This window comes from Stenotrophomonas muris (genome assembly GCF_052751275.1).
In genome coordinates this window covers 1,669,378-1,686,687 of sequence record NZ_CP199879.1, presented here as the reverse complement: position 1 = coordinate 1,686,687, position 17,310 = coordinate 1,669,378, and the positions used below count along the sequence as shown (strand labels likewise).

17 protein-coding genes are annotated in these 17,310 nt (G+C 68.8%); 10 read left to right on the top strand and 7 right to left on the bottom strand.

The features are described 5' to 3' along the window. Nucleotides 1-15: 15 nt before the first annotated feature. The 3 genes from ACUVWL_RS07615 (at nt 16) to ACUVWL_RS07605 (ending at nt 3,672) form a co-directional block, all read left to right on the top strand. On the top strand, nt 16-1,404 hold the full coding sequence (locus ACUVWL_RS07615; protein ID WP_445979000.1) for an FAD-binding oxidoreductase: 1,389 nt from the start codon (nt 16-18) through the stop codon (nt 1,402-1,404). 62 nt (nt 1,405-1,466) lie between these two features. Beyond that, on the top strand, nt 1,467-1,766 hold the full coding sequence (locus ACUVWL_RS07610; RefSeq protein ID WP_126412056.1) for a DUF2388 domain-containing protein: 300 nt from the start codon (nt 1,467-1,469) through the stop codon (nt 1,764-1,766). 10 nt (nt 1,767-1,776) lie between these two features. Next, a complete protein-coding gene (locus ACUVWL_RS07605; protein WP_445978999.1) occupies nt 1,777-3,672 on the top strand; it encodes a DUF7844 domain-containing protein in 1,896 nt (631 codons plus the stop codon). On the opposite strand, the gene ACUVWL_RS07600 is transcribed toward ACUVWL_RS07605, so the two are convergent. Continuing rightward, entirely contained in the window at nt 3,650-4,726 is a 1,077-nt protein-coding gene (locus tag ACUVWL_RS07600; protein WP_445978998.1) for an ATP-binding protein, read from the bottom strand. The two genes, ACUVWL_RS07605 and ACUVWL_RS07600, sit on opposite strands and share 23 nt — an antisense overlap. Beyond that, the gene (locus ACUVWL_RS07595) at nt 4,726-5,442 is read right to left on the bottom strand and encodes a response regulator (protein ID WP_172617733.1); all 717 of its coding nucleotides are present in this window, start codon (nt 5,440-5,442) and stop codon (nt 4,726-4,728) included. Before ACUVWL_RS07595 ends, ACUVWL_RS07600 begins: the two co-directional genes overlap by 1 nt. A 129-nt stretch (nt 5,443-5,571) precedes the next feature. Here ACUVWL_RS07595 and ACUVWL_RS07590 point away from each other — a divergent pair, with 129 nt between their 5' ends. From ACUVWL_RS07590 to ACUVWL_RS07575, 4 genes are all read left to right on the top strand, one after another. Continuing rightward, the gene (locus tag ACUVWL_RS07590; RefSeq protein ID WP_445978997.1) at nt 5,572-6,720 is read left to right on the top strand and encodes an efflux RND transporter periplasmic adaptor subunit; all 1,149 of its coding nucleotides are present in this window, start codon (nt 5,572-5,574) and stop codon (nt 6,718-6,720) included. 36 nt (nt 6,721-6,756) lie between these two features. Next, a complete protein-coding gene (locus ACUVWL_RS07585) occupies nt 6,757-9,906 on the top strand; it encodes a multidrug efflux RND transporter permease subunit (protein WP_445978996.1) in 3,150 nt (1,049 codons plus the stop codon). Next, nucleotides 9,887-10,279 carry a nuclear transport factor 2 family protein gene (locus tag ACUVWL_RS07580; RefSeq protein ID WP_445978995.1) on the top strand — a complete coding sequence of 131 codons (393 nt, stop codon included), beginning with the start codon at nt 9,887-9,889 and terminating at the stop codon, nt 10,277-10,279. Before ACUVWL_RS07585 ends, ACUVWL_RS07580 begins: the two co-directional genes overlap by 20 nt. Before the next feature lie 83 nt (nt 10,280-10,362). Further along, on the top strand, nt 10,363-11,064 hold the full coding sequence (locus ACUVWL_RS07575; protein WP_445978994.1) for a COG3650 family protein: 702 nt from the start codon (nt 10,363-10,365) through the stop codon (nt 11,062-11,064). A 119-nt stretch (nt 11,065-11,183) separates the two neighbouring features. Here ACUVWL_RS07575 and yeiP read toward each other — a convergent pair whose 3' ends face one another. From yeiP to ACUVWL_RS07550, 5 genes are all read right to left on the bottom strand, one after another. Then, entirely contained in the window at nt 11,184-11,750 is a 567-nt protein-coding gene (gene yeiP / locus ACUVWL_RS07570) for an elongation factor P-like protein YeiP (protein WP_005409468.1), read from the bottom strand. Between the two features lie 50 nt (nt 11,751-11,800). Beyond that, a complete protein-coding gene (locus ACUVWL_RS07565; RefSeq protein WP_014646983.1) occupies nt 11,801-12,571 on the bottom strand; it encodes an SDR family oxidoreductase in 771 nt (256 codons plus the stop codon). A gap of 101 nt (nt 12,572-12,672) precedes the next feature. Further along, nucleotides 12,673-13,569, bottom strand: a complete 897-nt coding sequence (locus tag ACUVWL_RS07560; protein WP_329768620.1) for a hydroxymethylglutaryl-CoA lyase — start codon at nt 13,567-13,569, stop codon at nt 12,673-12,675. Then, entirely contained in the window at nt 13,566-13,967 is a 402-nt protein-coding gene (locus tag ACUVWL_RS07555) for a VOC family protein (RefSeq protein ID WP_014646985.1), read from the bottom strand. The genes ACUVWL_RS07560 and ACUVWL_RS07555 overlap by 4 nt, the downstream gene beginning before the upstream one ends. 2 nt (nt 13,968-13,969) lie before the next feature. Further along, complete coding sequence (locus ACUVWL_RS07550; RefSeq protein ID WP_014037048.1) at nt 13,970-14,758, bottom strand: enoyl-CoA hydratase/isomerase family protein; 789 nt, start codon at nt 14,756-14,758, stop codon at nt 13,970-13,972. A gap of 119 nt (nt 14,759-14,877) precedes the next feature. Here ACUVWL_RS07550 and ACUVWL_RS07545 point away from each other — a divergent pair, with 119 nt between their 5' ends. The 3 genes from ACUVWL_RS07545 to ACUVWL_RS07535 are packed head-to-tail and all read left to right on the top strand — an operon-like array spanning nt 14,878 to nt 17,239. Beyond that, a complete protein-coding gene (locus ACUVWL_RS07545; protein ID WP_005416370.1) occupies nt 14,878-15,132 on the top strand; it encodes a FeoA family protein in 255 nt (84 codons plus the stop codon). Next, nucleotides 15,129-16,994: a ferrous iron transporter B gene (feoB, locus tag ACUVWL_RS07540; RefSeq protein WP_032959475.1), complete on the top strand. Its 1,866-nt coding sequence runs from the start codon at nt 15,129-15,131 to the stop codon at nt 16,992-16,994. Before ACUVWL_RS07545 ends, feoB begins: the two co-directional genes overlap by 4 nt. Further along, on the top strand, nt 16,994-17,239 hold the full coding sequence (locus tag ACUVWL_RS07535; RefSeq protein WP_032959473.1) for a DUF6587 family protein: 246 nt from the start codon (nt 16,994-16,996) through the stop codon (nt 17,237-17,239). Before feoB ends, ACUVWL_RS07535 begins: the two co-directional genes overlap by 1 nt. The last annotated feature ends 71 nt before the right edge of the window (nt 17,240-17,310 follow it).

The following is a 17,310-nucleotide window of genomic DNA, read 5'->3' as shown; positions in this document are numbered from 1 at the left end:
CCGCGTTGGACCGTCATGACCGATTCCCGCATTGCCTCGCTGCAGCAGGCCTGTCCCGGCCTGAAGCTGAAGACCGACCCGGCCGACCTGGAGCATTACGGGCGCGACTGGACCCGGCGCTGGACGCCAGCGCCGCTGGCGATCGCACTGCCGGCCACGGTCGAGGAAGTACAGGCGGTGATGCGCTGGAGTGCGGGCGAGGACGTGGCCGTGGTGCCGTCCGGCGGACGTACCGGCCTTTCCGGTGGCGCGGTGGCCGCCAACGGCGAGCTGGTGCTCAGCCTGGAACGGATGAACAAGGCACTGGCCTACGACGCGGTCGATCGCACTCTGGTGGTGCAGGCCGGCATGCCGCTGGAGGCCGTGCACAACGCCGCGCTGGACCACGACCTGATCTACCCGGTGGACTTCGCTGCGCGCGGGTCGTGCACGATCGGCGGCAACATCGCCACCAATGCCGGCGGCATCCGCGTGATCCGCTATGGCAATACCCGCGAGTGGATCGCCGGGCTGAAGGTGGTTACCGCCAGCGGCGAACTGCTGGAACTCAACAAGGGCCTGATCAAGAACTCCAGCGGCTATGACTTCCGCCAGCTGCTGATCGGTTCGGAAGGCACGTTGGGCGTGATCGTCGAGGCGACAGTGAAACTCACCGATCCGCCGCCAGCCAGCAACGTGATGCTGCTGGCCGTGCCCAGCTTCGAGGTGCTGATGCAGGTGTTCGCCGCGTTCCGCGCGCGCCTGCAGCTGCAGGCCTTCGAATTCTTCACCGACCGGGCGCTGGAGCACGTGCTGGCGCATGGCGCGCAGGCACCGTTCGACGAGGTGCATCCGTACTACGTCGTCACCGAGTTCGCGGCCAACGACGAGGCACAGGAAGCCGCGGCGATGGCGGCCTTCGAGGACTGCATGGGCAACGGCTGGGTCAGCGACGGTGTGATCAGTGCCAGCGATGCCCAGGCCGCCCAGCTGTGGCGCCTGCGCGAAGGCATCACCGAGTCGCTGGCGCGCTACAAGCCCTACAAGAATGACGTCTCGGTGCGGATCTCGGCGATGCCGGCGTTCCTGGCCGAGACCCAGGCACTGATCGGGCAGGCCTACCCGCACTTCGACGTGGTCTGGTTCGGCCATATCGGCGATGGCAACCTGCACATCAACGTGCTCAAGCCGGACGACACCAGCGACGCCGACTTCGTGGCGCAGTGCGAGCACGTGACCAAGCTGCTGGCGCAGGTGCTGGCCCGCTTCGATGGCAGCATCTCGGCCGAGCACGGCATCGGACTGGTCAAGAAGGGCTACCTGGACAGCACCCGCGGCCCCGCCGAGATCGCGCTCATGAAGGCGGTCAAACGCGCGTTCGATCCCCAAGCGCGGCTGAATCCCGGCAAGCTGTTCGACGCCTGAGCCGGGCAAATCCTTCACGTACCCGTTACGCTCCACGCACCTTCACAACCGGCTTCGAACCGATGACCCGTCCGCTTCTGCTGCTCGCCCTGCTGTCCCTGCCGCTGGCCGGCTTCGCTTCCAGCTTCGCTGGCACCTCGGCCGGTTCGGCGACCGGTGCCTCCTCCGGTTCCTCGGGCAGCAGCTCGGGCGACGACAAGGTAGTGCAGGCCGCGCGCGCCGATGCCGCTGCGTTCGTCGCCAGCGACGGCCAGATCCGTGGCGCCCGCCTGCAGGCCGCGCTGGTCCACCTGCGTGAGCAGAGCGCTGCCGCACAGCAACAGAGCGACCTGGAACTGGCCCGCGCGCTGCTGGCGCGTTGATGCGGGCTGCATGACCTCGGCGTCATCGCTTTCTGCAGAGCCGAGCCATGCCCGGCTGGATGCCCGGCGCACCCGGATCGCAACAGCAGCCGAGCAAGGCTCGGCTCTACGGAAGCACAGCGGGCGGTGCGGGTGGATCGCCGCATTGGCATGGCTGCTCATCCCTTCCGTCCACGCGGCTGATCGGCTGCAGCTCGATCCCTCCGGTCTCGATCCGGCGCAGCAGCAGCTCGCCAGCCAGACCCTGGCCGACGTGCAGTCCCTGCTGCCGGAAGGCCTGCTGCGCGCTTTGCCGGCTCAGGTGCAGGTGCGCTGGAGTGATGACCTTCCCGCCGAGGTGCACGGGCGCGCTTTCGCCGGCCGCATTACGTTGCGCCGCACCCTGCTGGATGACGGCATGCCCGGCAACCGCCGTGCGCGCCGCAGTGCGCTGGTGCATGAACTGACCCACGTCGCCGACCGTGGCGGTGCGAACTGGTCGCAGAGCGTGCGATGGCGTGACCTTGCGGGCTGGCAGCGCAGGCCCTGGCACCTCGGCCGGGGCGACAACGATTTCCGTGATCGCAGCCCGGATGTCTATGAACTGGCGAACCCGGCCGAGTACCTGGCCGTGAATGCCGAGCATTTCGTCCTCGACGGCGAGTTCGCCTGCCGGCGGCCCGCGTTGGCGCAGTGGTACCAGGCGCATTTCGGAACACCACCGTCGCTGCCACGGCCGCGGTGCGCCACGACGCTGCCCCTGCTGCAGGCCGAATCGGAGGAGGGCGCTGCATCGCTGCTGCAGCTCGACCCGGCGCGCGTCTACGCGGTGGACTACCTGTTCGCCGAAGGCAGTGCGCAGCCGATGAGTCGCTGGGGCCACAGCATGCTGCGGCTGGTGGTCTGCAAGCCGGGCCGCGTACCTGGGCCGGACTGCCGCCTGGACCTGGAGTACCACCGCGTGCTGTCGTTCCGCGCGTTCGTGGGCGACGTGCAGATATCCAACTGGCGTGGCCTGACCGGCGGCTATCCGTCGCGGCTGTTCGTGCTGCCCCTGCAGCAGGTGGTGGACGAGTACACCAAGGTCGAGCTGCGCGGGCTGCAGTCGCTGCCGCTGCAGCTGGGCCGCAGCGAAATCGCCAGCCTGCTCGAGCGCACCGCGCAGGTGCACTGGAGCTATGACGGGCGCTATTACTTCGTCAGCAACAACTGCGCGGTGGAAACCGCCAAGCTGCTGCAGGCCGGGGTGCCGCGTCTTGGCGAGGCGGGCCTGGCCCAACTGAGTCCGCGCGGCCTGAAGCGGCGACTGGTGCGGCTGGATGTGCTCGACGAGAGGGTACTGGCGGACCGCACTGCAGCGCAGGCGCAGGGCTACTACTTCGCCTCGGCGCGCGACCACTACCAGCAGTTGTTCGCAGTGGCCGCGGCCCAGCTGGCCTTGCCCGCTCGTGATGTGCGCGGCTGGTTGAAGCTGTCTGCACAGCAACGCGCACCGTGGCTGCTGCAGGGTGACCTGCGTGCCAGTGCCGGCCTGTTGCTGCTGGAACAGGCCGCGCAGCGGCGCGCCGAGCTGCGCGCACGCGATGTGCTCAAGCGGCAGCTGCTGGCCGCACCGGACAGCGCTGAAACGCGCAGCCTGCGCGGGTTGCTGGAGCAGAGCGGGCAGTGGCTGCGCCCGGGGACGCTGCTGCAGGATGACGGCTATGGATTGCCGCTGGGCGACGAGCAGGCGCTGCTGTCCGCAGCCGTGGCCACTGCCAGTGCGCAGGCGGTCCCGGCGTGGCAGGCATTGCGCGGCCAGCTGCGCCAGCAGCTGCCGATCCGCCAGCGCGAGGAAATGGATGCGATCGACGCCAATCTGGCCGCACTCGGTGCACACCTGCGTACGCAGGCAGCCCGCCCGGCTACTGGCGCGGCAGTTCGATGACGAAGCGGCTGCCGCCGGCGCTGCCCGGGATGCAGTAGACGCGGCCACCGTGCGCGTCGGCGATGGCCTTGACCACCGCCAGGCCGAGCCCGCTGCCGCCGCCCTGTCGCGAACGCGAACCGTCGCCACGCATGAACGGGGTGAAGATATCCGCGTGCAGTTCCGGGTCGATGCCCGGACCCTCGTCTTCGATCGCCACCTGCACGTGGCCGGGCGTGTCATGCACTGCAATCCGCACCTTGCCCGGGCTGGCATAGCGCCGCGCGTTCTCCAGCAGCGCCAGCAATGCCTGGCGCAGGCGGGTCGGGTCGCAGTGCGCGTTGTGTTCCTCGCGGCTGGTTTCCAGCTCCAGCACGAAGCCGGCGGCGCGGAACTGTGGATCGACCAGGGTCATCACCGAATGCACCTCGGCCACCACGTCGGTGCGCGCGCGACGCACGTCCAGCCGCGCGTTGTCGGACAGGCTCAGCACGCGCAGGTCCTCGATCAGCCGTGACAGCCCTTCGACCTGGGCCAGCAGGCTGCGGAACTGCGACTCGTCTGGCTGGAACACACCCTCTGCCAGCCCCTGCAGGCGGCCACGCAGGATCGTCACCGGCGTGCGCAGCTCATGGGCGATGGCCGCGTGCCACATCGCGCGCTCGCTCTCCACGTGCTGCAGGCGGCGCGCCATCGCATTGAAGTCCTCGACCAGGGTCGCCACTTCGCCCGGCGAATTTTCCTCGACGCTGGCGCGTGCACCCAGGTCGCCGCCCGCGAGCGCACGCACGCTGTCCACCAGCGAATTCAGCGGCGACAGGATGCGGTGGGCGAGGCGGAACGAGGCGGCGATGGCCAGCGCCAGCCCGGTCAGGATCACGCCCACCATCCATGCCAGTTCCGGGCCGGTCGGCAGCCAGCTTTCCGGCTCCTCGGCACTGCCGGGGAAGAACTCGACCAGCACCGCGTACAGCAGCCACGATGACAGGATCATCATCACGATGACGCCGATCACCATCAGCGACATCGAAACGATGATGTGGCGGCTCAGCCCGGAGCGGCGCAGGGAGGGCATCAGCGATCGGCCATCAGCCGGTAGCCGACGCCACGCACGCTGGCTGGGACGTTGACCATGCCCACTTCATCCAGCTTGCGGCGCAGCTTGCTGACATGGCTGTCGACGGTGCGCTCCAGTGCTTCGCTTTCCGGCAGGCATTCGTGCATCAGCTCGCTGCGGCTGAAGATGCGCGTCGGCGCCAGCGCCATGCAGTGCAGCAGCTTGAACTCGGTGAGGGTGAGCAGCACTTCGTGGCTGTAGCCTTCGCCCTCCACGTGCACCGCGTGGGTGGCCGAGTCGATCAGCAGCGGGCCGACACGCAACGCGGTGGGTGCGTCCACGCGCGCGGCGCGCAGCGTGCGCCGCAGTACGGCGCGCACGCGCGCGGCCACCTCGGCCGGGTTGAAGGGCTTGACCACGTAGTCATCAGCGCCCATCCGCAGCGCGGTCAGCTTGTCCAGGTCCTGGTCCAGTGCGGTCAGCATGATCACCGGCGTCTCGCCGCGCTGGCGCAGCTGGGTCAGCACGCTCCAGCCGTCCAGGCGCGGCAGCTGCACATCGAGCAGGACCAGGTCGGGCCGGGCGCTGCGGTGCAGGTCCAGTGCGCTGTGGCCATCGGCGGCGCGCAGCGTGCGCAGTCCTTCGCGTTCCAGGTAGGCAGTAAGGATGTCGGCGATCTCGGCCTCATCCTCGACGATCAGGACGAGGGCGGCGAGGGCAGGGGAGGCATGCATGCAGGGGCGGGGCCGTAAGGTGCTTGCCTCCATCGTATCTCCACAGTTCCTCCATCGAAACCCCATCATCGCCACGCAGACTGCGCGCTTCAGAACGTATCCGCCGCCTGCGCGGCATTGTGCACAGCAATGAGAACCTTCAGGACTCCGGTCGCGTTGATCGCGGCCCTCGCCTTGGCCATGACGGCCTGCTCCACTCCCGAAGCCACCCCCGAGGCGGCGCCGCGCGTCAGCGTGATCAGCGTCGGCCCGCAGGCGGTGCAACGTGACGACGAACTGCCAGGCCGCGTCGCGGCGGTGCGCACCGCGCAGATCCGCGCACAGGTGGGCGGCATCGTGCAGCGGCGCCTGTTCGACCAGGGGGCGGAAGTCAGGGCAGGCCAGGCCTTGTTCCAGATTGACCCGGCAGCGTTCCGGGCCGACGTCGATTCGGCGCTGGCCGCACTGCAGCGCAGTGAGGCGGCGTTGGGCCGCAGTCGCGTGCAGTCGCAGCGCCTGCACGCCCTGGCTGCCGCGCAGGCGGTCAGCCAGCAGCATCGGGACGACGCCAGCGCCGAGTACGAGCAGGCACGCGCGGCAGTGAATGAAGCGCGCGCGATCCTGTCCCGTCGCCAGCTCGACCTGCGCTATGCCACGGTCAGCGCACCGATTGCCGGTCGTATCGATCAGGCATTGGTGACCGAAGGTGCGCTGGTCGGCGTGGCCGATGCCGAGCCGATGGCCGTGGTACAGCAGATCGACCAGGTCTACGTGGATGTGCGCCAGCCGGCGGCGCAGCTGGAGTCGCTGCAGCGCAGTGCGGCCGGCGGCGACAAGCTGCCGGTGACCATCATCGGTGCCGCCGGCAAGCCGCTGCCCGAGCGTGGCCAGCTGCTGTTCTCCGGTATCAATGTCGATGCACGGACGGGTGATGTGATCCTGCGCATCCTGGTGGACAACCCGCGGCGGCAGCTGCTGCCCGGCATGTATGTGCGCGCGAGGGTGCCGCGGGGTGCCCCGGCCAGCGCGTTGACCGTGCCACAGCAGGCGGTGCTGCGCAGCGCCGGTGGCCAGGCCTATGCCTGGGTGATCGGCGCCGACGGCAGGGCGGTGATCCGCACGCTGGAGGTGGACGGCAGCGTCGATCGCCAGTGGCTGGTGCGCGCGGGCCTGAAGGCCGGCGAGAAAGTGGTGGTCGAGGGCCAGGAGCGCCTGCAGGAAGGCGTGGTGGTCGATGCGCGCGACTGGCAGAAGCCGGTCGCCAGCGCCGGTGCGGTGCAGGCCGGCAGCAAGGGCTGAGCCTTTACCGGGACAGCCCCTCCAGGAAAATCCAACATGGCACGTTTCTTCATCGATCGCCCGGTGTTCGCCTGGGTGCTGGCGATCTTCATCATCCTGGCCGGCGCGCTGGCGATTCCGCGCCTGGCCGTGGAGCGCTATCCGGCGGTCGCGCCGCCCAGCGTCAGCATCTATGCCAGCTACCCGGGTGCGAGCCCGCAGACGTTGAACGATGCGGTGGTCGGCCTGATCGAGCGCGAGCTGTCCAGCGTCAAGCACCTGCTGTACTTCGAATCGTCGGTGGACACCTCCGGCGAAGCCTCGATCACCGCCACCTTCAAGCCCGGCACCAATCCGGAACTGGCGCAGGTGGACGTGCAGAACCGGATCAAGGCGATCGAGCCGCGCCTTCCGCGCAGCGTGCGGCAGAACGGCCTGTTCGTGGAGGCCGCCGATTCCGGCTTCCTGATGCTGGTCGGCCTGCGTTCGCCGGATGCCAGCGTCAGCGAGGCCGCGCTGGGCGATTTCATGGCGCGCAACATCATCGAAGAGCTGCGCCGCATCGATGGCGTCGGTCGCGTGCAGTTGTTCGGTGCCGAGCAGGCGATGCGCGTGTGGCTGGACCCGACCCGGTTGACCGGGTACGGCCTGACCATGGGCGATGTGGCCACTGCCATCGAGCAGCAGAACCTGGAGATCTCGCCGGGGCGCATCGGTGATTCGCCGGGTGTTCCAGGCCAGCGCATCACCGTGCCGCTCAGCGCCGACGGCCAGTTGTCCACGCCGGAACAGTTCGCGGCGATCGTACTGCGCGCCGGGGCCGACGGTTCACGGGTGGTGCTGGGTGATGTCGCCCGCGTCGAACTGGGCGCGCAGAGCTATGCCTGGGGCACCCGCGAGGACGGCCATCCGGCCACCGCCGCCGGGGTGCAGCTGCGGCCGGGCGCGAATGCGGTGCGCACGGCGTCGGCGGTCCGTGAGCGCATGGCCGAGCTGGCGCCGCTGTTGCCGCGCGGCGTGGAGGCGAGCATCCCGTTCGACACCGCGCCGTTCGTGAAGATCTCGATCCAGAAGGTGGTGCAGACGCTGCTGGAGGCGATGCTGCTGGTGTTCGCGGTGATGTACCTGTTCCTGCAGAACTGGCGCTACACGCTGATTCCGGCGCTGGTTGCACCGATCGCGCTGCTCGGTACCTTCGCGGTGATGCTGGCACTGGGCTTCTCGATCAACGTGCTGACCATGTTCGGCATGGTGCTGGCGATCGGCATCATCGTCGACGACGCGATCGTGGTGGTCGAGGGCGTGGAGCGGATCATGGCCGAGGAGGGCCTGCCGCCGCGCGAGGCGACCATCAAGGCGATGCGCGAGCTGACCGGCGCGGTGATCGGCATCACCCTGGTGCTGACCGCGGTGTTCATTCCGATGGCCTTGGCCAGCGGCTCGGTGGGCGCGATCTACCGCCAGTTCACCGTGGCGATGGCGGTGTCGATCCTGTTCTCGGCGCTGCTGGCACTGAGCCTGACACCGGCGCTGTGCGCGACCCTGCTGCGCCCGAACACCCACGGCCATCATGGTCGTGGCGGGCTGTTCGGCGCCTTCAATCGTGGCTTCGAGGCGTTGACCGGGCGCTACCAGCGTGGCGTGGCCTCCGTGCTGCAGCGAAGCGGCCGGGTGATGGGCGTGTTCGCCGCGCTGGTGGCGGCGCTGCTGCTGGGCCTTCACTGGCTGCCGGGCGCGTTCCTGCCGGAAGAGGACCAGGGCTATTTCATGACCTCGATCCAGCTGCCGGCCGAAGCCACCGCCGAACGCACGCTGGCGGTGGTCGAAGCCTACGAACGGCACGTGGCCTCGCGCCCGGGCATCGGCTCCAACCAGTCGATCCTCGGTTACAGCTTCTCCGGTTCCGGCCCGAGCGCGGCGCTGACCTACACCATGCTGAAGGACTGGGGTGAGCGTGCTGGCGCCACCGCGGCCGGCGAGGTGGAGGCCGCGCAGCAGGCGATGGCCACGGTTGCCGAGGGTGAGGTGATGAGCGTGATGCCGCCGGCGATCGACAGCCTGGGCCGTTCGTCCGGGTTCTCGCTGGCCCTGCAGGCGCGTACCGGGCAGAGCCAGGCCGAGCTGCGCGCGGCCCTGCAGCAGCTGCTGAAGCTGGCCGAGGCCAGTCCGCTGCTGTCGGAGGTGCATGCCGATGGCCTGCCGGCAGGTATCAGCGTGCGGCTGGACATTGATCGCGCCAAGGCCGAGGCGATGGGCGTGGGCTTCGAGCACATCAGCAGCACGCTGTCAGCGGCGATGGGCTCGCAGTACGTCAATGATTTCCTCAACAAGGGCCGGTTGCAGCAGGTGATCCTGCAGGCCGACGCGCCGCATCGCATGGAACTGGAGGACGTGCTGAATCTGTACGTGCGCAACAGCGAGGGCGGCATGGTGGCGTTGTCGGAACTGGTGACCCCGCACTGGACCGAGGCGCCGCTGCAGCTGCAGCGCTACCTGGGCTTCCCGGCGTTGAATCTGTCCGGCGCACCGGCCTCCGGCGTGTCGACCGGCCAGGCCATGGCGGAGATGGAGCGGTTGGCCGGGAAGCTGCCGTCCGGTTTTGCCCTGCAGTGGACCAGCCAGTCGCTGCAGGAGCGTGAATCGGGGGCGCAGGCGCCGTGGCTGCTGTTGTTGTCGATGCTGGTGGTGTTCCTGGTGCTGGCGGCGCTGTACGAGAGCTGGTCGATTCCGCTGGCGGTGATGCTGGTGGTGCCACTCGGCCTGCTCGGTGCGGTCGCCGCGGTGCTGTTGCGTGGCATGCCCAACGATGTGTTCTTCAAGGTCGGCATGATCACCGTGATCGGGCTGTCTGCGAAGAACGCGATCCTCATTGTCGAGTTCGCGCGGCAGCTGCAGCAGCAGGGGCGCGGCCTGGTCGAGGCGGCATTGGAGGCAGCCAGGCTGCGCCTGCGCCCGATCGTGATGACCTCGCTGGCATTCGCGCTGGGCGTGGTGCCGCTGATGCTGGCGCAGGGCGCGTCGAAGGAAACCCAGCAGGCGATTGGAACCGGTGTGTTCGGCGGCATGGTCAGTGCGACCGTGCTGGCGGTGTTCTTCGTGCCGGTCTTCTATGTAGTGGTGCAGGGCGCGCGGCAGTGGATCGCGCAGCGCCTGCGCAGGCGCCGGCCGATGCCGGGAGGAACCGTGGATGGAACGGAACATCGTTGAAGACCTGCATGAGCAGCAGTTGATGGCGCTGGAGCAGCGCCTGTGCGCTGCGCTGCTGGAAAATGACCACGATGCGTTGAACGCGCTGGTATCGCCGGCCTTGTTCATGATGGAAGGCCACGGCGGCCGCATGCTCGATCTGCCATGGCTGGGCGATTGGCTGGCCGGCAGCCTGCAGGTGCGAAGCCTGCAGCTGCACGCGGTGGAGGCGCTGCTGTGTGGCCGCCTGGCGTTGCTGTCCAGCGACGTGCGGTTGTCCGTGTCGCGGCAGGGCCGGGAGCGTGAAGTGAAGCTGCGCCTGCTGCGGGTCTGGGCCTGCAGTTCCGCCGGCAGCGGTGCGCAGCTGTTGTCGATGGCGGTACTGGCCGCGTGAGTACGGTCAGGCCGCTTTCAGGCCGCGCTCACCGGCAGGTGGTAGGGTCGAAGGTCTCTGTAGTGTCGACAAGGAGTCGAGCCATGCGTGTAGTTCCCAGTCTGTTGGCAGCCTCGCTCGGGTTGGTGCTGGCCGCGTGCCAGCCGGCCCAGGCACCCGCTGCGGGCGGCACCGATGCCGCGCCGCCGGCGGCGCCCGAACCGGCTGCCAGCACCAGCGCCGGTACCGGCAGCGAGACCACGTACCAGTGTGGTGATCTGGGCGTGCGCGCGACCTTCAATGGCGAGGATGCGGCCACGGTGGTGATCGGCGAACGTACCTTCGCCATGACCTCCGAACGTGCGGCGTCGGGTGCCAGGTACGGTGATGGCCAGGGCAACAGCTTCTGGACCAAGGGCAGCGATGACGGCCTGTTGAGCCTGAAGGGCGAGGCGGACCGCGAGTGCCATGCGGTCGAAGCGACCGAAGGCGATGGCAGCGCGGGCACGGCCGCGTTCCGCGCCACGGGCAACGAGCCGGGCTGGTTGGCGGTCGTCGATGGCGACGCGCCGGGCCTGCGGGTGGAAGTTGACTATGGCGAGCGTCGCTTCGACGTCGCCACGCCCACCGAAGGTGCTGACGGTTGGAGTGGCAAGGCGTCCGACGGTACCGACGTCAAGCTCAGCTTCCAGCGCACCACCTGCCAGGACGACATGAGCGGCGAGGCGTTCGATGCCAAGGTGAACCTGACCATCGGCACCCGCCAGTACCACGGCTGCGGCAACTTCGGCGCGAAGCAGCCGTAAGCCTTCTGTAGAGCCGAGCCCACGCTCGGCTCTACACGATCGGTACATCCGATGCGCTGCCCGCTGTCTGCGGCGAGCACGCCGCAAGCAGGGACAGGCAGCCGATCAGCGCAAGGCGCTTAGTCGGCACGGCCAGCGAATTCGCCGGTGGCGGTGTTCACCAGCACGCGTTCGCCGTTGACGATGTACTCCGGCACCATGATCTCGATGCCGGTGTTGAGCTTGGCCGGCTTCGGGCGCTTGGTGGCAGTGCCGCCCTTCAGTTCCGGCGGGGTCTCGATCACTTCCAGCACCACCGAGGCCGGCAGCTGGATCGCCACCGGCTGCTCGTCGATCACCTGCACGTAGATGCCGGTCAGGCCGTCGGTGATGTAGCCGGCGTCGTCGCCGATCACGTCCGCGTCCAGGGTGTAGGGCGTGTAGTCCTCGTCATCGAGGAACACGAAGGCATCGCCGTCCTTGTACGAATAGGTGGACTGGCGGCGCAGCAGTTCGACCTCGACCAGGTTGTCGTCGGCATCGAAGCTGGCGTCGAGCTTGTTGCCGCCCGGCACGCTGTACATGATGAAGCGGAAGCGGACGTTGCCGCCGCGACCCTGCGGCGAGCTGCGCTCGATGTCGCGGATCTGGTACACGCCGTTGTTGTACTCGACGACGTTGCCCTTCTTGATGTCGTTGGCTTTCATGGTGATCTAGGTCGTTGGGGGAGGGCGCCGTCCCGGCGCCCGGGGGGGAATCACTTCGGAGCGAGGCGGGTAGCGCCGTCCAGGCGGATGGTCTCGCCGTTGAGGTAGGTGTTGCCGAGGATGAAGCCGACCAGGCTGGCGAAGTCTTCCGGCTTGCCCAGGCGCGACGGGAACGGGATCGAGGCGGCCAGCGACTGCTGCACGGCTTCGGGCATGCCATCGACCATCGGCGTCCAGAACACGCCAGGAGCAATCGTATTGACGCGGATGCCGAAGCGCGACAGTTCGCGCGCCATCGGCAGCGTCATCGACACCACGCCGCCCTTGCTGGCGGCATACGCGGCCTGGCCGATCTGTCCTTCATAGGCAGCGATGCTGGCGGTGTTGATGATCACGCCGCGCTCGCCGTCTTCGCCGGCGTCGTTGTGCTGCATGCGGTTGGCCGCGGCCTTGGCGACGTTGAAGCTGCCGACCAGGTTGACCATCACCGTGCCCTGGAAGCCGGCCAGCGGCATCGGGCCTTCCTTGCCGAGCACGCGACCGGCGCCGAGGATGCCGGCGCAGTTCATCGCCACGTTCAGGCCGCCGAGGAAATCGTGGGCCTGGTCGATGGCTGCAGCCACGGCCGCCTCATCGCTGACGTTGACATTGAAATAGCGGGCCTTGTCGGCACCCAGCCCGGCAACGGCAGCTGCACCCTTGTCGTCGTTGAGGTCGAACAGAGCCACCTTGCCGCCCTGGGCGACGAGGTGCTGGGCCACGGCCAGGCCGAGGCCGGAGACGCCGCCAGTGATCACGGCACGTACGGAAGACAGCTGCATTGAACGGTCCTGCAGGTTCGAGAACCGCCGATTCTAACGGAAGCGGCGACCGTCGCCGTTGTGCGCTGCGCCGCCCGAGCGGGAGCGGCGCAGCGGGGTGCTCAGCCGGTCGCTGCGAGCGCCTGGCCGGTGCGGCTGGCGGTGGCGCGGCCGAGCAGGCCGGCCAGCCAGCGGCCGGTCTCGGCCAGTGCCGGCAGGTCCACGCCACTGTCCAGGCCCAGGCCCTGCAGCAGGTAGACCACGTCCTCGCTGGCGACGTTGCCGCTGGCCCCCTTCGCGTACGGGCAGCCACCGGCGCCCGAGACTGCACTGTCGACCACGCGCACGCCTGCTTCCAGGCAGGTGGCGATGTTGGCGATGGCCTGGCCGTAGGTGTCGTGGAAGTGCACGGCCAAGGCTCCCATCGGGATCTCGGCAGCGACCGCCTGCAGCATCGCCCGTGCCTTGCGTGGGGTGCCGACGCCGATGGTGTCGCCCAGCGAGATTTCGTAACAGCCCATCTGGTGCAGCGCGCGCGCCACCCGCACCACGTCGGCCAGCGGCACCTCGCCCTGGTAGGGGCAGCCGAGCACGGTGGAGACGTAGCCGCGCACGCGCACGCCATCGGCGGCGGCGCGGCGCAGGATCGGCTCGAACCGGGCCAGCGATTCGTCGATGCCGGCATTGGTGTTGGTGCGGTTGAAGGCCTCGGACGCAGCGGTGAACACCGCCACTTCCTCCACGCCCACCGCGCGGGCGCGGTCGTAGCCCTGTTCGTTCGGCACCAGTACCGGGTAGTGGATGCCCGGCCGGCGCTGGATGCCGGCGTAGACCTCGGCGGCATCGGCCAGCTGCGGAATCCACTTCGGGCTGACGAAACTGGTCGCCTCGATGCTGCGCAGGCCGGTGGCCGACAGGCGGTTGATCAGTTCGATCTTGTCGGCGGTGGACACCGACTGCTTTTCGTTCTGAAGGCCGTCACGCGGGCCGACCTCGACGATGCGGACGTAGTCGCTCATGCAGCCACCTCGCCGATGGGGCGATGGCAGACCGCTTCGATGTTGTTGCCGTCCGGGTCGAGCACGAAGGCGGCGTAGTAATCCGGGTGGTACCACGGGCGCAGGCCCGGCGCGCCGTTGTCGCGGCCACCGGCGGCGAGGGCGGCGGCGTGGAAGGCGTCCACCTGCGCGCGGCTGGCGCAGGCGAAGGCCACGTGCACGCCGTGGCTGGCGGTGCCGCCATTGCCGAGCCAGAAGAACGGCTTGCCGTCGCTGCCGAAGCCGATGTGGTCGTGGTCGCCGGTCTGTTCGGCGCTCACTTCCATCACCACGCCGATCTGCAGCGGCGCCAGCGCCTGCAGGAAGAAGGTCTTGCTGCGCGCCAGGTCGGCGCTGGTCAAACCAAGATGATCGAGCATGTTCAGGCTTCCGTGACCCAATGGGGGGCGCGCTTGTCGAGGAAGGCGCCCAGGCCTTCCTGGCCCTCGGCGGACACCCGCAGGCGCGCGATCAGGGCGGCATTATCCCGATCCAGCGCGTCGCGGTCATGGCTGTCGCGGACCTGCCGGACCAGCTGCTTGGCGGTGGACGAGGCGATCGGGCCGGCCTTGTCGAGCAGGGCCAGCTGGCGCTCCAGCGCTTCGTCCAGGCGCTCGGGCTCGACCAGCTGGTGGACCAGGCCGATGCGCAGTGCGGTATCGGCGTCGAAGTGCTCGCCGGTGGCGAACCAGCGCCGCGCCTGGCGCGGGCCGATGGCCTCGATCACGTAAGGCGAGATCACCGCCGGCAGCAGGCCAAGGCGGCTTTCGGTCAGGCCGAAGCGGGCCGAGGTGCTGGCGATGGCAATGTCGCAGCAGGCAACCAGGCCGACGCCGCCACCGAAGGCCGCGCCGTGGACCCGGGCCAGGGTCGGCTTGGGCAACTCGTCCAGGGTGCGCATCAGCCGTGCCAGTGCCAGCGAGTCCTCGCGGTTGTCGGCCTCGCTGGCCGCCGCCATGCCGCGCATCCACTGCATGTCGGCACCGGCCGAGAAGGAGGCGCCGTGGCCGGCCACCACCACGGCCCGGACCGAATCATCGCGGCCGGCGGCTTCCAGCGCGGCGGTCAGCCGGGCGATCAGGCTGGCGTCAAAGGCGTTGTGCAGCTCCGGCCGGTTCAGCCAGAGGGTGAGGACGGCGCCACGGCGCTCGATCTGCAAAGCATCGTTCATGGGATTCCAGGGTCACTCCATACCTGTATGGATCATAGCGGGCCATTGGTCATGGGCCATGACGCGACGCGGGAATGTTAGAATCGAGAACCATTTACATCCAGCAGAGAACACGCTAGATGACGCTGTCCGAACTGCCGCTGCACACCTCGGCCGTGGTCGAGTCCGTGCAGGACCTGCATGCCAACGATGCCATTGCCCGGCGCCTGCGCGAGCTGGGTTTCGTGAACGGCGAGGAAGTGCGCCTGGTGGCCAAGGGCCCGGTGGGCGGCGAGCCGCTGCTGGTGCAGGTCGGGTTCACCCGGTTCGCGCTGCGGATCAGTGAAGCCAAGCGGGTCGTGGTCGACGCCGCCAGCCAGGAACGACGTGCATGACCGCAATCGCCGCCACCGCCCCCCTGCGCATCGCGCTGGTCGGTAACCCCAACAGCGGCAAGACCGCGCTGTTCAACCAGCTGACCGGCAGCCGGCAGAAGGTCGCCAACTACACCGGCGTCACCGTCGAGCGCAAGGAGGGCCGCCTGCGCGCGCCGTCCGGCCGTGAATTCGCCGTGCTTGACCTGCCGGGCGCCTACAGCCTGCATCCGGCCAGCCTGGACGAGGCGATCACCCGTGACCTGTGCCGGGGCTTCTACCCGGGCGAGGCCGCGCCGGACGTGCTGCTGTGCGTGATCGACGCCACCAACCTGCGCCTGCACCTGCGCTTCGCGCTGGAACTGCGCGAGCTGGGCAAGCCGATGGTGGTGGCCCTGAACATGGTCGACGCGGCCCAGCGCCGCGGCATCCAGGTGGATGTGGCCGCGCTGGAACGCGAGCTGGGCGTGCCGGTGGTGGAGACCGTGGCGGTGCGCAAGCAGGGCGCCAAGGCCCTGGTCGAGCGCCTGGACGCCATGGTGCCGCACCTGGATGCGCCGGTGCCGGGCCCGGAAGGTGGCATCGATTACCACGCCAAGGTGCGCGGGATCCTGTCGGTCGCCGTGCGCATGCCGGCACGGACCGCGAAGATCGACGACGCGCTGGACCGCTGGCTGCTGCACCCGGTGTTCGGCCTGGTCAGCCTGGCGGTGGTCATGTTCCTGATCTTCCAGGCGGTGTACGCCTGGGCGACGCCGCTGATGGACGGCATCGAGGCTGGCTTCGCCTGGCTCGGCACCTTTGTTGGCAGCGTGCTGCCGGAAGGCCCGCTGGCCAGCCTGCTGACCGACGGCATCATCGCAGGCGTCGGCGGCGTGGTGGTGTTCCTGCCGCAGATCCTGATCCTGTTCTTCTTCATCCTGGTGCTGGAGGAGTCCGGCTACCTGCCGCGTGCGGCGTTCCTGCTCGACCGCATGATGGCGGCCGCCGGCCTGTCCGGCCGCTCGTTCATCCCGCTGCTGTCCAGCTTCGCCTGCGCGGTGCCGGGCATCATGTCCACGCGCAGCATCCAGGACCCGCGTGACCGCCTGGCCACGATCCTGGTGGCGCCGCTGATGACCTGCTCGGCGCGCCTGCCGGTGTACGCGCTGCTGATCGGTGCGTTCATTCCGCAGAAGACGGTGTGGGGCGTGTTCAACCAGCAGGGCCTGGTGCTGTTCGGCCTGTATGCGGCGGGCATTCTCAGCGCGCTGGCGATGTCGTGGATCATGAAGAAGTGGCGTCGCGACAAGAGCGAGCACCCGCTGATGCTGGAGCTGCCGTCGTACCGCCTGCCGCATGTGCGCGACCTGGCCGTGGGGCTGTACGAGCGCGGCATGATCTTCCTCAAGCGCGTCGGCGGCATCATCCTGGCGCTGACCATCCTGCTGTGGGTGCTGCTGTCGTTCCCGGCGGCACCGGCCGACGCCACGATGCCAGCCATCGACTACAGCTACGCCGGCCAGATCGGCCATGCGATGGCGGTGTTCTTCGCGCCGCTGGGCTTCAACTGGCAGATCTGCATCGCGCTGATCCCGGGCCTGGCCGCGCGCGAGGTGGCGGTGTCGTCGCTGGCCACCGTGTATGCGCTGTCGGCCGCCGATGACGATGCCGCCAGCCAGGCGCTGACCCCGCTGATCAGCGATGGCTGGTCGCTGGCGACCGCGCTGTCGCTGCTGGTCTGGTACATCTACGCCCCGATGTGCATCTCGACGCTGGCCACCATCAAGCGCGAGACCAATTCGTGGAAGCAGATGGGCTTTGCCGCGTTCTACCTGTTCGCAGCGGCTTATGTGGCCGCACTGATCACCTACCAGGTGACCAGGGCGCTGGGAGGCGGCTGATGGATACCGGCCTGCTGATCCAGTACCTGATCATCGCGGTGGCTGTGCTGGTCAGTGCCTGGGTGGTGCTGAAGAAGCAGTTCCCGGGCACCGTGCGCACGCTGCGCGGTGCGTTGGCGTTGGCCCTGTTGAAGCCGGGCCGCGCCGCCTGGCTGCAGGCGCTGGGGCGGAAGATCGCGCCGCCGGCAACGGGCGGTGGTGGTGCCTGTGGCGGTTGCGACAGCTGCGGGCCGACCAAGAAGTAGCGTCGAGCCATGCTCGACGGCGGCCGGCCGGTGGGTGCGAACCTTCGGCCGGTGGTGCGGGCCTTCGCCCT

Excerpts from the sequence above, each read along its gene's own strand:
- ACUVWL_RS07615 (WP_445979000.1), top strand. The coding sequence starts at position 16 with ATGACCGATTCCCGCATTGCCTCGCTGCAGCAGGCCTGTCCCGGCCTG.
- ACUVWL_RS07610 (WP_126412056.1), top strand. The coding sequence starts at position 1,467 with ATGACCCGTCCGCTTCTGCTGCTCGCCCTGCTGTCCCTGCCGCTGGCC.
- ACUVWL_RS07605 (WP_445978999.1), top strand. The coding sequence starts at position 1,777 with ATGACCTCGGCGTCATCGCTTTCTGCAGAGCCGAGCCATGCCCGGCTG.
- ACUVWL_RS07600 (WP_445978998.1), bottom strand. The coding sequence starts at position 4,726 with ATGCCCTCCCTGCGCCGCTCCGGGCTGAGCCGCCACATCATCGTTTCG.
- ACUVWL_RS07595 (WP_172617733.1), bottom strand. The coding sequence starts at position 5,442 with ATGCATGCCTCCCCTGCCCTCGCCGCCCTCGTCCTGATCGTCGAGGAT.
- ACUVWL_RS07590 (WP_445978997.1), top strand. The coding sequence starts at position 5,572 with ATGAGAACCTTCAGGACTCCGGTCGCGTTGATCGCGGCCCTCGCCTTG.
- ACUVWL_RS07585 (WP_445978996.1), top strand. The coding sequence starts at position 6,757 with ATGGCACGTTTCTTCATCGATCGCCCGGTGTTCGCCTGGGTGCTGGCG.
- ACUVWL_RS07580 (WP_445978995.1), top strand. The coding sequence starts at position 9,887 with ATGGAACGGAACATCGTTGAAGACCTGCATGAGCAGCAGTTGATGGCG.
- ACUVWL_RS07575 (WP_445978994.1), top strand. The coding sequence starts at position 10,363 with ATGCGTGTAGTTCCCAGTCTGTTGGCAGCCTCGCTCGGGTTGGTGCTG.
- yeiP (WP_005409468.1), bottom strand. The coding sequence starts at position 11,750 with ATGAAAGCCAACGACATCAAGAAGGGCAACGTCGTCGAGTACAACAAC.
- ACUVWL_RS07565 (WP_014646983.1), bottom strand. The coding sequence starts at position 12,571 with ATGCAGCTGTCTTCCGTACGTGCCGTGATCACTGGCGGCGTCTCCGGC.
- ACUVWL_RS07560 (WP_329768620.1), bottom strand. The coding sequence starts at position 13,569 with ATGAGCGACTACGTCCGCATCGTCGAGGTCGGCCCGCGTGACGGCCTT.
- ACUVWL_RS07555 (WP_014646985.1), bottom strand. The coding sequence starts at position 13,967 with ATGCTCGATCATCTTGGTTTGACCAGCGCCGACCTGGCGCGCAGCAAG.
- ACUVWL_RS07550 (WP_014037048.1), bottom strand. The coding sequence starts at position 14,758 with ATGAACGATGCTTTGCAGATCGAGCGCCGTGGCGCCGTCCTCACCCTC.
- ACUVWL_RS07545 (WP_005416370.1), top strand. The coding sequence starts at position 14,878 with ATGACGCTGTCCGAACTGCCGCTGCACACCTCGGCCGTGGTCGAGTCC.
- feoB (WP_032959475.1), top strand. The coding sequence starts at position 15,129 with ATGACCGCAATCGCCGCCACCGCCCCCCTGCGCATCGCGCTGGTCGGT.
- ACUVWL_RS07535 (WP_032959473.1), top strand. The coding sequence starts at position 16,994 with ATGGATACCGGCCTGCTGATCCAGTACCTGATCATCGCGGTGGCTGTG.